This window comes from Zobellia sp. 1_MG-2023 (assembly GCF_030549125.1).
Classification (GTDB): Bacteria; Bacteroidota; Bacteroidia; order Flavobacteriales; family Flavobacteriaceae; genus Zobellia; species Zobellia russellii.
The window spans coordinates 54602-70830 of the sequence record NZ_JAUOSY010000014.1 but is presented as its reverse complement, the minus strand read 5'-3'; the positions used below and the strand labels follow the sequence as shown (position 1 = coordinate 70830).

The following is a 16229-nucleotide window of genomic DNA, read 5'->3' as shown; positions in this document are numbered from 1 at the left end:
CCTAAAGTTAACCGCACAACGTTAAGATCATGTTCTCCCTATGTGGTTTTTTCGTTAACTTGTGCAACAGGCACAATGCCTAAACGTAATGCGGACTTTAGGGTAAAACCGAAAGGTCTGTGTATATTTATAAAGCCGCTAAATCTTATGGATTTAGCTTTGGACAAGAAAAAATAAAACTAAACAATAAGCTTTAGCTTCGTGCGTAGACGGAAACGAAATGTTTCCTTGCCTCCGCACTACGCTTAGCCGAACCGTTGTGCGTCATGACAAAAACCAAGAACAGTGATAGTAAAAAAAATCGAAATAAATAATTACCGCAATCTTGATAGCTGTTCATTAACATTTGATGAAGAATGTAATTTTATTGTAGGAGAAAATAATATTGGAAAGTCAAATGCATTAAAACTTCTTAATATTTTATTCAATAGTCGAGCTTTCAGTTACGATGATTTTTCAAATGCTCAAAATCCAATAGAAATTGAGTTGAAATTACAGCTCTTGCCCGTTGAACTTGGCCATTTTGAAGATTTATTTGATATTGAAGATTCATCAATAATAAATATTAGATGTACTCAACTTTCACCAGATGATAACTTAGAGTTCCACCACTCTGAAACGGGAACCTATATTTTACCATCATTAATAAAAAACATAAACTTTGTATACTACGATTCTATAAGAAATCCTATCTCTGAAATATCCTTTGAGAAAGGGCGAGGTGCAGGGAAATTTTTAGTGAATTTAGTTAAAGGATATTTACAAACAGAAGAACAAACTTCTTCCGACTTTATTGACGAATCAAAATTAACTGAATTATTGGGTGACATTAATTCCAAATTAAAAAAAATCAAAGGTTTTGAAGAGTATAACATTAATGCTACTGTAGATGATGAACTAGAAAGGTTATTACCTAACATGATAACCTTAAAGGACTCTAACGGTAATCTTCTTAATAAAACTGGTTATGGAATACAGTTTTTGATATTGGTTACATTGTCAATTTTAGAAAAAATTCAGTTTATCCTTGATAAACGTAGAGATAAAGGAATATTTGAAAATGAAGAAACTAGCGAAAAAGAGATATCACTTTTAATAGGATTAGATGAACCCGAAATTCATCTACATCCTTATATGCAAAGGTCTTTGATTAAGTATTTGACAAAGGTGATTAGTAATGAAAATCAAAATTTCAAAGAACTAATTAAAGAGTTATTTGACATTGATAAAATTAACGGACAAATAATCATTGCTACCCATTCACCAAGCATTATTCTAAATGATTACAAGCAAATAATTAGATTTTACACAGACGTAAATCAAAAAACAAAAGTAATTTCTGGTCAGGATTTAAATCTTTCTCCTCAACTATCTAATCACTTATACTTAAGATTTCCATTTATTAAAGAAGCATTTTTTTCAAAGGCAATAATCTTTGTTGAAGGTGATTCAGAAGAAGGGAGTTTCGACACCTTCGCTAATAAATTAGGTGTAAACTTAGATGACCTGGGTATTGGGGTAATTCAAACCAGAGGAGGTAAGATTCGCACAATTGAAATCCTTATTGACCTAGTTTCTAAATTTAACATTAATGCTATTGGAATTGGAGACAAAGATGACACTAACAGTGTAACACCTCCACTTTACATCACTGATAAAAGAGATTTTGAAGATGAAATTGTTAGCCTATTAATTGACATAGGTAAAGAAAATCTATTAAGGGATATTGTTATTACTTACGAAAGTGAACAGGCTACAATCCAATTTTCAAAACTTAATAAATGCAATAGAGCTTATAATTTAAACTTACCTAATTTCACTCAAAATTTGACTCTTTCCAATATTGCCACTACTGAACTTAATAACCTAAAAATATTTTATTTGGCTTGGTTTGGGAGTAAAAAAGGCTACCCTCTTGGCAAATTGATAAGTGATAGATTAGAACTTGATGAAATACCCCAGATATACAAAACTGTAATTGCAAAATCTAAAGAGTTATTACTAAATGATTAATTCTTTAGATAAAATAAAATCTTCAATCGAAGAAAGACATCAAGGGGATTTAAAACAACTTGAAATTGTTTTCGATACGGGAAACAGATTATTGGTTGAAGCTCCTGCTGGATACGGTAAAACAAATACTCTGGTAAGCAAGATTGCATTTATGATTGCAACAGGTGAAATTCCTTACCCCAAAAAATTATTAGCATTAACTTTTAGTGTTAACGCTGCTTATAAAATCAAAAAGGATGTAAGTCAAAAAGTTCCAGAATTATTAAGAGAGTCTAATATTGATATAAAAATATCAGATAAATTATTTGTCTCTAATTATCATGGTTTCTCTAGAAGGGTTCTGAAAAAATACGGTTATCTGCTACACGAAAATCTTTCGAAAATTGACAATATTCAATCAGTGGATGATGGCAACATTCAAGGAACTATGAGGGAAGCTGAAGGTTTATCATACCCAAATGCACTATTTCTTTCTGAGTATAACACTGGCCTAAAGAATCTTAATTACAACCTAATTAAAGATAATATTGAACAATATAACCAAATAGTTATAGACGAATTATTATTAAGAAATGTAATTCCATATAACGCTATCTTAACTTTAACAATTAAGCTATTTAATGACTACCCTAAAATATTATCGTTTTATCAAAAATTCTTTACTTCAATTTTAGTAGACGAATATCAAGACACCAATACTTTAAGTTATTGGATTCTACAAAAATTAATTACTGAAAAAACTAATGTCATTTTACTGGGTGATTCTTTACAAAGGATTTACGGTTTTATTGGTGCAATCCCTAATTTACTCGATTTATCAGCGACAAAATTTAACCTTAGAAAAGTTCAACTAGAAAAGAACTATCGCTTTGCTAGTAACCCTGAAATGCTTTTGCTTGATAAAAACATCCGGAGTAATGCACAAAATCCAACTTCACCAATAATTGAAGAAGATTCAAATATTCAGCACCGAGTGTTAGATAATCAAAATGAAGAATCATTATATGTGATAAGGAAATCTCTCGAATTAATTCAAGAGAGTCCAAAATCAAAGGTTGCAATTTTGGTTAAACAGAGAAGTAATAATATTTCTAGAATAATTGATACTCTAAACCATAACAGTATTCCATTTTTCTATGGACTTTTTTCCGATGAAGACCCTATTTACACAAAGTTTCATAGGACTTGTTTATTTGAGTTTATAGAATTAATAAAGTCAAATAACAGAGTTTCTAAAAAGCTTGCAAAAATTCATCTCTCAAAAATTAAGGAAATTTATAATGAAAATAAATCTTCGTTAACTGATGCCGTTATTAGCCTTTTAGAACTTTTTTGGGAAAGAATATTTATTGACTTTTCCTTCATATCTAATGATGAAAAAATTGTTTTAGTAAAAGACACTTTTGAAAATTATGGGCTAAAACAATATGTAGAGTTTATAGATTCAAATATAATAGTTTCAACTGTTCATGGAGCTAAAGGACTAGAATGGGACTATGTATTTATTCCTGATATGGAAAAAGATTCTTTCCCGAATTACTGGGGAATGTGTAATGGTTGTAAAAGCAATTATGATTGTGTTCTAAATATTACCTCAGAAAATGAATCTAAGTTCTTAGAGGAACTAAGTGTTTTCTATGTAGCGGTCACAAGAGGTAAAAAACAAGTATACTTTTCGTCGAGCAAAACACAACTTGACAATAGTGGTTATGAAAGAACAAAAAACATTAGTTGTTTTATGTCACTGAAAGGAATAAATAAAAACACGAACGCACAATTCGAGTAGACGGGTCCGCCCCTAGTTAGGAACGGACTGCGCCTCTCACACCACCTGCCATACGGGTCTCGTAACAGGCGGTTCGTTATATCAGAACTTCACGTTTAGGTAGTACGCCAACATACTTTCATAACCTCTTTTTCTTAGGCGTTTTTCGGTAATCGTAGTTCTAAGTATAGGGCTTTGGGCTACTGCCCATCCTCCCATTCTTGTTCTACTCCAAGCGTATGCTTGACCCTGTTTTATACCTAAGCCAATGAGGTTCTTGCGTTTGCGCTCCGGTTTCTTCCAATCATGCCATATGCAGTAGCGTAGTCGGTTACGCAGCCATTCATCCAGCTTTTTAAGTTTGGTCTGTATATTTCCTAGTCGGAAATTGTTCAACCAACCTTTATGGACGGGTTTTAATCGCTGTAACCGTTCTGCTAACGATAATGGAAGTGTTTTCTTGGTAAGATACCTGAGCTTGCGTTTGAGTGTTCGCCAAGACTCTTTGCTTACTGTTAACTGATAGTTGCCCTTTACGCCTTTCTTATAGATTGGCGTAAACCTATAGCCCAAAACCTTGAAAGTAGAAGGTCTGCGTATACCGCTCTTTGCGCGGTTGACCGGTAGATCGAGTTTCTCTTTTAAAAATAGATAGACCTCGTTCCCTATCGCTCGTGCAGCTGCTTTTGATTTCGTGTAAATACTGAAGTCATCGGCATAGCGGATAAACCTGAACCCTCGTGCTTTTAGATGTTTGTCCAATTGGTCCAGCATAATGTTGGACAGTAACGGACTCAATGGGCTGCCTTGTGGTAATCCCTTTCTACGTTTACATAATCGCCCGTTCTTTAAAATAGGTGCCCGTAACCATTTTCGAATTAACCATAAGGTGGTTTGGCACTTTACCTTGTTATAAATAAGTTGAAGTAGTTTATAGTGCTGTACTTCATCGAAGAAACCTTTAAGGTCGATATCCACTAGGTCTTGGTAGCCATCATTGATGTACCCTTGACTTTTTAAAACTGCCTGTTGAAGGTTCTTCCTTGGGCGGAAACCGTAACTCTCCGATTCAAAATCAAGTTCGAAATGAATCGCCAGTTGTTGGCTTACCGCTTGTTGAAGCCATCTATCCACTACAGTTGGCACTCCCAGTAATCTGGTCCTGCCATTCGGCTTGGGTATCGCTACCCCTTTGATAGCTTGTGGTATATAGCTTTTTGAAATAAGCTGACCGACCACACGTGAACGATGGGCATCGATAAACGCCTTTAGCTCTTGTACGGTCATCCCATCTATTCCTGCCGAACCTTTATTGCGGACTACCTTTTTACAGGCGTCGCTCAAGTTTCTGGCCGCTACTACTTTTGCTATCATTTGTTCTGTTCTTGTCCTTCTAGGTACAGGCTATCGGATAGACCGATTCCTATACGAATCCGGACGTGATCTAACGTTCGGTCCTTCCTTGTTTGTGAGACCTCTAGGGTACTGCCCTAGCTCATTGCCCGTAAGTACTATGACCTCTGCTGACTTCTCCATCTAGCTACACGTAGCTTTGGAGACCTCCCCAGGTAAGAACATCTTCTTTCACTCAATAACCGCCGTATCTACATATCTACCCTTTTGGTGTTCTTGGGGCGTTACAATGATGTGCTTGCTTACCCGGATGAATATGCCTCCGTATACGGTTCCTGTTCGTCGGTACCGAGTTTTGTAGTCTCGCTTTCTTCAGATGTAACTTCGCAGTTACCACCCTTGCGACTTACTAATGCTTCCAGAAGTTACTCCAGCGCATAAGGGACTTGCACCCTCTAGATTAATTAACTATTTTTCTGTAGTTAAAAGATGCCCATACTGGGCACACACAAAGCCTAAATGTAATGCGGACTTTAGGGCTAAAACGAATGGTCTGCGTATATTTATGAAGTCGCTAAATCTTATGGATTTAGCTTTGGAACAAAAAAGAAAAAGCAAAACAATAAGCTTTAGCTTCGTGCGCAGACGGAAACGAAAGGTTTCCTTACTACCGCACTACGCTTAGCCTTGACCGTTGTGGGCAATTTAAAAAACAACATTTAACAAAAAAATTATGGAATGGATATATAGTAGCAACGACCCAATTTTTCAAACATTAATAGGATGCGCCATTATATTCGTGGTCATTATAATATTGACAAGAATAGTAGGTTTGAGAGCCTTTGCAAAATTTACCGCTTATGATTTTGCCTTTACTGTAGCGATTGGAAGTATTATTTCTTCCACATTAACATCAAGCACAACATTGGTGCACGGTTCTATAGCAATAGCTGGTCTTTTAATAATAATGTTCGTTTTTTCAACCTTGCAAAGAAAATTCCCTTTTTTAAGTAAGATAATCTCTAATGCACCATTATTATTAATGGACCGTAATAAAATTTTATACGATAATCTAAAATCTGCACGAATTGAAGAAGAACAACTAATTTCAAAATTACGTGAGGCCAATGTTTTAAATTATGACCAAGTATTTGCTGTAATTCTTGAATCCACAGGCGATATATCCGTTCTGCACGCATCAAGTAGCGAAAAAAATGAAAAATTTGACAAAATCTTACTTAAAGGAGTAAGAACAAGAACATAAATTAACTTTGTATAAATAGAAAGATCTGTCATTTAAATTTTAGAAATATTGAGAAAATTACTATGTATCTTTTTTTACGTGATTGCGGTTATCTTAGCGATTTGCACTACCCTCTCCGTGTTTAGAGATACAGAAAGTCGTTATTTAAAAATGGTGGATTTTCCTCGCATTCAATTTTTCCTAGCTTCAATATTAAGCATTATAGTGCTCTGGATAGTTCTCAAAAAATGGAAGTGGTATGATGCTATAATAATGATTGGGTTATTTATTGGACTTGCCGTTAATGGTTATTACTTAATAAATTATACGGAAATAGTTCCAGTAGAAGTGCCTTGGGCAAATACTTCATCATCATCTAATGACACATTTAGTCTGTTAATTACCAACGTTAAAATGTCCAATAATGATGCACAGCCATTGATTGATTTGGTCGAAAAAAGCGAACCTGATTTGATATTGGCAATGGAGGTAAATAATTGGTGGGGCGAACAGTTAAAAGTTTTAGATAAAAAATATCCCTATACCCAACAGACACTTAACGAAGTGGCATATGGAATGTCTTTATACAGTAAATTTCCGCTAAAAGATGTAAAGGTCAACTATTTGAATAATGAAAATGTGCCCTCGTTTATAAGCTCTATTTCACTACCTAATGGCAGTACTTTTACCTTTCATTCAGTCCACCCAGTTCCCCCAACAAACTTTAAGAATTTACCGGACAATGAGGGACAACAGGAATCCGCTTTAAAAAAATTGGGAAGAATAATTGAGGTTAGAGAATTCCCAACTCTAGTAGCTGGAGATTTAAACGATGTAGTTTGGTCACACGTTGACGAATTGACTGGCACAAAAAATATTCTCTATGATGTTAGAGTAGGTAGAGGTTTTTTTAACAGTTACAATGCAGAGAATCTATTTATGAGGTGGCCATTGGACCACGTCTTTGTAACCGAAGAGTTCAAGTTAATAAAACTAGAACGCTTACAATACATTAAATCCGATCATTATCCGATTATCGTAGAATTGGAATTATGATTTTGGACGAGGAAAGAATGTCCACCATCGAATAGATCTCTTTAAACGGAAAGCCTACGGTGCATCCCCTAAACCACTGCACATACGGGTCCCGTATACGGCGGTTCGCAATCCGTCTTTTCAATCCCTCTTTACACCGATCAAAACTATTCCGTACTTTTTCAAAAGGCTACAGATTTTCTTGGGAATCGGTCACCCAATTAGCGAAAATCAATGCTCCCATTGTAATTTCCCAGAAGGACTGCTTTCGGTCCTTCCCTACTTGTGAGACCTATACAGTTTTCTGTAACTTGTTCCTATGGTTACCATGATTTCGGCTTAACACTATAGTGCATTTTCACTATTTATGTAGAAGTATAAAATAAATTATACGTAAATTAAACGTTTAATTTACGTATAATTATGAAAAAAGGACAAATTTGCTCTTATTGTGGTGATGCTTTTATACCAACAAGGAGAGGAGCACAAAAATTCTGCAGTAACTCTTGCCGCAGTCGTAACTGGCAATCCAAACAACGAGATAAAAATAAAAATCAGGCACTTATAAAGCCTCATAATGAGGGATTACAAATACCCAAAACAACAACTGGCGAAAAAATGTCCCTTGCAGGAGTAGGAAATGCAGCTACCGGAGTAGCAGTTGTAGAACTTGCAAAAAACATGCTTACCTCGGCAGAAAACAAACCGGCAACAAAAAAAGATATTCAGGAACTCAAGAGCTTGATCAAATCCCGGTATTTGCCTATCAAAAATCTTAAAAAAGACCCATACGGAAGATTACCCTTTTACGATGTGCAGACAGGGTATTTGGTTTATTTACAAAGAGGAAACAAACAATACTAAAGTCATATCAATTTTAATAATACGGTTTGAACATATTCTCTAGAAGCGTATTTTTAATACCTTAATGAAAACATATGAATGTAAAGGACATGGATCACTCCACATTCATCATTAATCCGAAGTGCAGTTTTCTTTATTAACGAATAGCCAAACTTAACTCTACCATGAAATCAAATACTAGACGAAAATTCATTAAAAAAGCTTCCATTCTGCCTATTGGTTTGACCCTAGGGAATACTCCATTGGAACGTGCCTATTCGTCGCAAGGCAATTTACCGTTGGCCAGTTCAACTTCTAAGATCAAACTTAGTCTGAACGCATGGTCTTACAACATCCCTCTTTTTAATTATATGAAAGGAAATGCTGGAGGAATGAGTCTCTTTGAATTGTTGGAAGAATGTGCCCGGCTGGATTTTGATGCTGTTGACCCAACAGGGTATTTTTTCCCGGGATATCCAGAAGTTCCAAAGACCTCTTTTATAAACGATTTCAAGCGGCATGCATTTCAGCTTGGTCTAGATATAAGTGGTACCGGCATAAGAACAGACTTTGCCACAGCCAATAAGAAAAGGAGAATGGCCGACGTGGAATTAACGAAACAATGGATTGAGGTTGCCGCAAGAATGGGTGCTCCGGTAATTCGTGTCTTTGCCGGACACCAACCCGAAGAACACACCTGGGATGAAGCAGCAGTTTGGGTTTCTGATGCCTTGGCCGAATGTGCCGAACATGGTAAACAACATGGTGTCCTAGTAGGTGTCCAAAATCATGGTGGCATGCTAACAAATGCCGACGAGATATTGAAGATACTTTCTATGGCCCAATCCGATTGGTTAGGGTCTATTGTTGACACTGGCTTTTTCATGTCTCCAAATCCTTATGCGGACATTGAGCGTGTTATCCCGCATGCGGTCAACTGGCAAGTAAAAGATTTACTCCAGGACAGAAAAGGCGGAGAAATTGATTTATCCAAGCTGGTCAATATTATAAGAGCATCCAATTACCGTGGCTACCTCCCTATTGAAACCCTTCCAATACCAGGTAGGGAAGATGAGTACGATGCATATAGGAGAGTGCCGATATTACTAGCAAACCTTCGTAAGGCTCTTGCTTAGTTTTAAAGGCCATAAAAGTATATTATCATCTAATTCCATCAAAACAATTTAAGCTTTCTAAAAATGATTCTCATTAGAGAAACTTATATTTATATAAAAGTTAATATTAAACAGTGTAGATGACACCCATAATATCCACTGAGTCGCTTTTGTCAACTCAATCGTTTACTAAAATTTCGGTGTATCAAACATAGCTTCTATTTTTTTAAATTTTGCCATCGTTACTATATTGAGACGTTTAGTTGAAACTGAGAGCGTTAACGCTACAAATTCCTTATTATCCTCGGCTATATTATTAGATTCCACTTCTGCTTGGAACTGTGTGATGATTCCTTTCAAAACCTCTCCAAGTGCATATAGTTCCGACATTGGTAACTCTTGAAGTTTTTTTATGTTATGTGAACTGTATTGCTCCCACTCTTTTTCAGTTTTTGGTCCTCTTTCCATATTCATAGTTTTATCCAATTATTTTTTTAGGTAGTACTTTAAAGATAATAACTCTATTTGATTAATCACAAAAGAATGAAAAAGCCTTTGCAGATATTCGCGTCTCTAGAATAGTTGTGTTCCAATAAATAAATATATCTTAGTTCTATAAACTAGTTGACAGATGTACACACTTACCTACGAATCAGTGGCAATTCCCGAGCTGAATGACCGTGACATAGAAAATATACTGGAAACAGCGAGAGCTTTTAATTCAAAGCATGGAATTACAGGTTGTCTCATATATCATTCCGGCAGGTTCGTACAGATTTTAGAAGGACCGGAAGAAAAAGTTAAGTACCTCTATGCGAGTATTGAAAAAGATAATAGACATACGAAATTAAACCTATTCAGTGAGGATAATATTAGTGAGCGCAATTTTCCTCATTGGGGAATGGCCTATTACTCTGTCGATGAGAAAAATAGAGGCAAGTCCGACTTAGCTCAATTTAATAGAAACCTGACTCTGTTAGCAGATTTAAGTAAACCAACAAATGTCACCGCAATTCTTTTTTGGAAAAAAATGAAAAGCTTAATTTCAATTCCACCATCGAAAACAAATAATTAAAGTTTAGTATTTAGTAATTTTCCCCTATTCCGTAGATAGATAGTATAAAATTTTAATAATTTAGGTAAAAACCCTAAAATTTGACTGTAGTAGCTTAGGTTTTGCGCAACTGCCAGCTAGATTTTGTACTACCTCTATATTTATTATCTATATTAATAACCTTAATCAAAGTTTACGTAAATTTTTCATCTGCTTATCGGTTTGAAACATGATAATTTCCATGACACGGCTTGGTTGTATTTCATAGTCAAAATGCTTAGCAATTTTCTGATGTAATTTATTATATCCATCCTGTGAAGAGATGTCTCTTATCCTCTCTAGATATGAGATATATGTTTGAACATCACCTATCCCATAGCTAGTAGTTTTTCCGGTAATATAACGATGTATCCTACTGTCCCATATTGCATACATCGTCGGGTTCAAAAAATGTAATAACTTTGAAGTGCCGACCAATGAATTATTGATGTATTCTTTAATTGCTCTAATTTCTTCTAGGTTTACCTCTACACCATCCCGTGCTTTGGATAAAATAGTCAGTAATCTATCTGTATTTTTCAAATTAATATTGACCATCGTAGGCATTGAACCGTAAATTATTTGTGCGAATAAAATGAGGTGAGATTCTTGAAGTATTCTTACATCCTGAAAAAAAGACAATATTTCGAAATAGGTTCTCTCATACACATAAGAGTCGAACACATCAAATTCGGCCGCATCTTTTTCAAGTCGATTCAGGGTCAGTCCATCCATGAGATTAAACTTAGTAATAAAGGTTAGAAATAATGAAATTAAATTCAATAAATTAGCTCCATGTGTTATTCTAAAAGCCTTACAAAACCTGAAGAAGTGGTTGAAGAGCATTTCGATAGAGAATTTGAAGTGCCCCTTCTATATGAGCCTTATTATTATATATCCGGATTTCAGCTTCCAAATGTTTATATAATCCCACAGGATGACCCCAAGGTAATATGGCCATCAATTTGGGGGTTGATTCCCGAATTTGCAATGGACAACGCCGAAGAATTTAGAGCAAAAGCAAACACATTAAATGCTAAGGGGGAGACCGTATTTGAAACGCGCTCCTTCAAGGAGTCTATAGAAGGTCAGCGGTGTCTTGTCATAGCCGATGGATTTTACGAACCCCATCATTACAATGGTACATCTTATCCGCACTATTGCAAGTTAAAAGACCATTCCCTATTTACCTTTGCAGGTATCTATACCAAACTGGATGAAGAACTGTATACCTGTTCTATTTTGACAATTGAGGCAAACAAGTTCTTTTCTGAAGTACATAACAAGAAAAGACGAATGCCTTTGGTCTTGGATAATGAATTCGAAAAAGAGTGGTTACGAAATGATTTAAATGAAAAACATATCAAAGAGCTGATCAGTTCAGGTTTTACTTCTGAAGACTTTGAGGCCTATCCGGTCACACGAAATCTTTATTCAAAAAACTTTAATAAAAATACGGTACAAGCAATCCAGAAAGTCAATTATCCTGAACTTGGGCAACAACAAAGTCTATTCTAGCTATTATAGAGTATGAATTCAATGTATGGGAATATGCAATCTATTTCATTTTGTACCTCGGCAAACCAATTTCATGTTCTTGAGGATATGGCGCCCGGTTTGTAGTACTCCTATCTTCTTTTAATCTATCGTGTATTTTGTAATCCCTATCAGTACCGGTCTCATATCTAGGATCGGGAACAAAAGGCATTTTTTCCATTTTCGATACAACCACTGTTGGAAAATGGAAATCTACCTCTACCCGACCCAATAGAAGATAGCAGCCTCCCCCCTTGAAAGGATATTTCTTCAGTGTGGATGCGAAATGAGCCGTATCGAAATAATCCCCGTTATTATCTATCCATGTTCCAAAATACATATTGCCATTTATTGTAGGCACTTGTTTTGTGGAGACCAGATAGGCCAACATACGTACGATTTTTTTGTAATTATCAAGTAGCTGAACGTTCATGATGTCACCTCGATATTTTGTTTTTAAAAGGTCAAAAGGGGAAAGTGAAACCGAAAATCCTAGAATTTCGATTTCATCAAAGGCATCTTCTACAATGTTACGGACCATAACAGGAAATTGGTATTCTTGCAATGGTTCCTGTATGAGAAGTGTAGGTGACTTTGACACTTCCCTTGATTCCAAGAGTTTGGCAATAATAATAAGATCGCTCTTAGGTTTACCTGTAAATCGAAAAGCACCTATGAATATTAAGGTCTGGAGTGTCTCGCCACCTATAGAGGTTCGTGATAAAAAGTCTTCCAAAGAAATGTAATCTCCATTAGCGATTCTTTCCTCAACCAAGAGAGTGGATAGTTTTTCATCCATAGATTTTATAAGGTTAAAACCTAGATAAATATCCGTACCCTTCAATACAGTTTCCACATCGCTATTGTTCACGCAAGGCACATGCACTGTACCGCCCGAGCGCTTCGTTTCATGGATATAGATCTCCGCCCTATAAAACCCGCCGCCATTGTTTATAGCACATACCATGAACTCAATTCCGTAATAGGTCTTTAGGTAGAGACTCTGATAACTCTCTACCGCATACGATGCGGAGTGGGCCTTGCAAAACGAATAGCCGGCAAAGCTTTCAATCTGTCTAAAAACTTCCAGGCTCAATTGCTCATTGTGGCCAAGTTGTTTACAGGATTCAAAAAATTTATATTTCAGGCTTTCAATTTCTTTTCTTGAACGTGATTTACCACTTATAGCCCTTCGTAGGATGTCTCCGTATGTTGGTTCTAAGCCTCCATAATGAAGTGCGATTTTGATAACATCTTCCTGATATACCATGATGCCATAGGTATCCCCCAAAAACTCTTCGAACACTTCATGAAAATACTCGAAGCTGTTCGGATTGTTATGCCGGTAGATATATTCCTTCATCATACCACTTTTCGCAACCCCTGGTCGAATAATGCTTGATGCAGCTACCAAGGTCTGATAATCATTGCATTTCAACCTTCTTAGAAGTCCGCGCATGGCCGGGCTTTCAATATAGAAGCAACCCAGAGTATTTCCGATCTGAAGATTGGCATTACACTGGGGATCTCTTTTAAAATTATCTATTTTACTTATATCTACACTTATTCCTCTGTTACGTTTAACCAGTTCAACGGTGCTCGATATTGTTCCTAAACCCCGTTGACTTAGGATATCAAATTTCTCGAAACCTATATCTTCAGCAATATGCATATCGAACTGGACTATGGGAAAACCTTTTGGTTTTATCTCAAGAGCTGAAAAATTTGTTATGGGTTCTTCGGATATGATTACACCACATGCATGCATACTTCTTTGATTGGGAAACCCAACGAGCATAGCACCAAGTTTTGCAACAAGGTCGATAACCGAATCATTACCAGAAGATTGTAGTCCATTTTTGGATAACGCATCTAGTTCCGCCTTTTGCAGTCCGTAGACCTTCCCAAGTTCGCGCATTATGGACCTGTGTTTAAATTCCACTATTGTACCGCAGAATGCTACATGGCCTGGAGAAAATCTTTTAAAAATGTAATCCAAGATTTCATCACGTTCCTGCCAAGACCAGTCAATATCAAAATCCGGTGGACTTTTCCTATTTTCGTTTAAAAAGCGCTCAAAATATAAATCAAGTTCCAGAGGGCAAATATCCGTAATTCCAAGGGCATAACTTACAATACTATTTGCGCCACTTCCTCGACCCACATGCATAAAACCGCGACTTTGACTATACCTTACAATATCCCAGGTTATTAAAAAATATCCGGTAAAATTGAGCTGCCCAATTACCTTCAGCTCCTTTTCCATGCGAATTTTTGCTTCCTTGTTTTTAGCGCCATACCTCCTTAAAATTCCATCTTTTGCCAACTGCCCCAATAATAACATATCGCCCGACTTACTACCAGTATAGAGCTTCTTGTTACGTGGCACAGTAAAATCAAAATCGAAACTACATTGTGCGGCCAGTTTATCCACATTACGGATTATGCCCGAATACCTTGAAAACTGTTGTTCCAGGGATATCGTGGTATCCATTATCTCAGAGCTGTCACAATGGGAATCCTTCGGTAACTGGGACAATAGAATATTATGGTCGATACATCTTAGAGCTTTGTGAAGCTCATATTCATCTTCGTTACGAATCGTTACGGATTGAAAAGCAATGGTTTTTTTTAACAATTTCTGGTATATCGGCTTGATCAATTGGGTCGTTTCATGCCCATTGACCCCAAGATATTCGTTCTTTTCCAAACTCACGGGGGTATTGGAAATGGGGTATACTATAAAAGCATTTTTGAATTTTGGTGCAATGGTGGGCAACTCTCTATTACCGAGATTATGGTCGGTCAGGAATTTACATAACTCGCCAATTCCCTTGGTATTCTTTGCAATACCCGTATATAATTTCTCGTCCCCCTTGCGAAATTCAATACCTACAATCGGTTTTATTTTCCTATCATTACACATTCGAACAAAGTCATATATACCCGTTACCGTGTTGATATCGGTAAGGCCCAAGGTGGTTACTCCCCTACTTGCGGCCAAATCCACAAGCTCATTTAAAGGAATTGTTCCATATCGTAAACTATGATAAGAATGGCAATTGAGAAATGTTTTCATTTGTTACGGTAATTTTGAAATGCGGAAGAGGAACCTATAGAATTTACTCCGTATTTTTTACGTATCGAATCCAGCGCATGGTATAGGGATAGTATTTCACCCGTATCTTCGAAAAGGTTGATCTGATGTGCACCGGAAACTATATCAGTGAAGCGGACACCCACTTTTACCAGACGCATTCTTCTGTGGTATAATCTTGAAAAGAGTAACCGTACCTCTTTTTTTAGGATATGATCCAGCGATGTATAAGAGATTCGGGAATGTTTGGTTTCGGTGTCAAGATTATTGTATTTAACCTTTACGATAACCCTTGCAGTTACCAAGTTGTCCTGTCTGAGCTTGAAAGCCAATTGTTCTACCATGGTCATTAACCGCGCACTGATAATATGGATATCTATACAGTCCATCTCGAAATCATGCTCCATATAGACCGCCTGTTTCTCTATATAGGGCGTTACAGGCTCCCTATCTATACCATTTGCGTGTTGCCAAATGATATCGCCACGCTTGCCCAACATTTTCTGTAGTACCGATGATGGCATTTGTGCAACTTTCGCTATTTGACGAATACCTATTCTCGATAAAAGCTGAAAGGTAGTAGCCCCTATGTTCGGCAATCTTTGGATAGGTAAGGGATTTAGAAAATCCTGAACTTGCTGCTGTTTCAAAAGTCTGGGCATATTAGGGGACGAGTCCACTGCTCCGATTTTTGAAACCGTCTTATTTACAGAAAGAGCCCAAGAAGGATCTAAACCGGAATTTTTCGAAATCTGTGAGGATAGCTCATTCGTCCAATCGTAACATCCAAAAAAGCGATCCATTCCAGTAATATCCAGATAGAACGAATGAATCGATGATTTTTCAACTACAGGGGCATGCTCTCTTATAATTTCGGTTAGCTCTTCGGACTTATTTGAGTACGACCCATAATCTCCCTTAAGTACAGTAGCGTTCGGGCACAACCTCATAGCATATGCTGTGGGCATTGAAACCCTTACACCAAATTTGGAAGCTTCTTTCGAACAGGCGGCAACCGTACCCCTGTTTGCTCCACCCCCAATGATAAGTGGTACTCCTTTCAAAGATGAATTTGCCAAACGCTCACATTCAATATAGAAATCGTGCATGTCCATATGTACTATTGCTCGTTCCAT

General features: G+C 36.7%; 13 protein-coding genes. 8 read left to right on the top strand and 5 right to left on the bottom strand.

Annotated elements, in window-relative coordinates:
* The first annotated feature begins 285 nt into the window (after positions 1-285).
* Positions 286-2013 carry an ATP-dependent endonuclease gene (locus Q4597_RS19295; protein WP_303407751.1) on the top strand — a complete coding sequence of 576 codons (1728 nt, stop codon included), beginning with the start codon at positions 286-288 and terminating at the stop codon, positions 2011-2013.
* Positions 2006-3799: a UvrD-helicase domain-containing protein gene (locus Q4597_RS19290; RefSeq protein WP_303407750.1), complete on the top strand. Its 1794-nt coding sequence runs from the start codon at positions 2006-2008 to the stop codon at positions 3797-3799. The genes Q4597_RS19295 and Q4597_RS19290 overlap by 8 nt, the downstream gene beginning before the upstream one ends.
* 81 nt (positions 3800-3880) lie before the next feature.
* Here Q4597_RS19290 and ltrA read toward each other — a convergent pair whose 3' ends face one another.
* Positions 3881-5152 carry a group II intron reverse transcriptase/maturase gene (gene ltrA / locus Q4597_RS19285; protein WP_303407749.1) on the bottom strand — a complete coding sequence of 424 codons (1272 nt, stop codon included), beginning with the start codon at positions 5150-5152 and terminating at the stop codon, positions 3881-3883.
* A gap of 712 nt (positions 5153-5864) precedes the next feature.
* On the opposite strand from ltrA, the gene Q4597_RS19280 reads away from it, so the two are divergent.
* The 4 genes from Q4597_RS19280 to Q4597_RS19265 all read left to right on the top strand — a co-directional run bounded on the left by Q4597_RS19280 (position 5865) and on the right by Q4597_RS19265 (position 9388).
* Positions 5865-6395 (top strand): DUF421 domain-containing protein, encoded by a 531-nt coding sequence (locus Q4597_RS19280; protein ID WP_303407748.1) that lies wholly within the window; start codon positions 5865-5867, stop codon positions 6393-6395.
* A 252-nt stretch (positions 6396-6647) separates the two neighbouring features.
* Positions 6648-7430, top strand: coding sequence for an endonuclease/exonuclease/phosphatase family protein (locus Q4597_RS19275; RefSeq protein ID WP_303407747.1), 783 nt, complete (start codon positions 6648-6650; stop codon positions 7428-7430).
* 402 nt (positions 7431-7832) lie between these two features.
* A complete protein-coding gene (locus Q4597_RS19270; protein WP_303407746.1) occupies positions 7833-8273 on the top strand; it encodes a hypothetical protein in 441 nt (146 codons plus the stop codon).
* 164 nt (positions 8274-8437) lie between these two features.
* Positions 8438-9388, top strand: coding sequence for a sugar phosphate isomerase/epimerase (locus tag Q4597_RS19265; protein WP_303407745.1), 951 nt, complete (start codon positions 8438-8440; stop codon positions 9386-9388).
* A 168-nt stretch (positions 9389-9556) separates the two neighbouring features.
* Here the strand turns inward: Q4597_RS19265 and Q4597_RS19260 are convergent, their stop codons facing one another.
* The gene (locus Q4597_RS19260) at positions 9557-9835 is read right to left on the bottom strand and encodes a hypothetical protein (RefSeq protein ID WP_303407744.1); all 279 of its coding nucleotides are present in this window, start codon (positions 9833-9835) and stop codon (positions 9557-9559) included.
* A gap of 163 nt (positions 9836-9998) precedes the next feature.
* Between Q4597_RS19260 and Q4597_RS19255 the strand changes: the two genes are divergently transcribed.
* Complete coding sequence (locus Q4597_RS19255; RefSeq protein ID WP_303407743.1) at positions 9999-10442, top strand: BLUF domain-containing protein; 444 nt, start codon at positions 9999-10001, stop codon at positions 10440-10442.
* A 165-nt stretch (positions 10443-10607) separates the two neighbouring features.
* Here the strand turns inward: Q4597_RS19255 and Q4597_RS19250 are convergent, their stop codons facing one another.
* Complete coding sequence (locus tag Q4597_RS19250) at positions 10608-11195, bottom strand: hypothetical protein (RefSeq protein WP_303407742.1); 588 nt, start codon at positions 11193-11195, stop codon at positions 10608-10610.
* A gap of 60 nt (positions 11196-11255) precedes the next feature.
* Between Q4597_RS19250 and Q4597_RS19245 the strand changes: the two genes are divergently transcribed.
* Positions 11256-11978 carry an SOS response-associated peptidase gene (locus Q4597_RS19245; protein ID WP_155597299.1) on the top strand — a complete coding sequence of 241 codons (723 nt, stop codon included), beginning with the start codon at positions 11256-11258 and terminating at the stop codon, positions 11976-11978.
* Positions 11979-12018: 40 nt separating this feature from the next.
* Here the strand turns inward: Q4597_RS19245 and dnaE are convergent, their stop codons facing one another.
* Both dnaE and Q4597_RS19235 read right to left on the bottom strand, forming a co-directional pair.
* A complete protein-coding gene (gene dnaE / locus Q4597_RS19240) occupies positions 12019-15075 on the bottom strand; it encodes a DNA polymerase III subunit alpha (protein ID WP_303407741.1) in 3057 nt (1018 codons plus the stop codon).
* On the bottom strand, positions 15072-16229 hold the full coding sequence (locus Q4597_RS19235; protein ID WP_303407740.1) for a DNA polymerase IV: 1158 nt from the start codon (positions 16227-16229) through the stop codon (positions 15072-15074). Before Q4597_RS19235 ends, dnaE begins: the two co-directional genes overlap by 4 nt.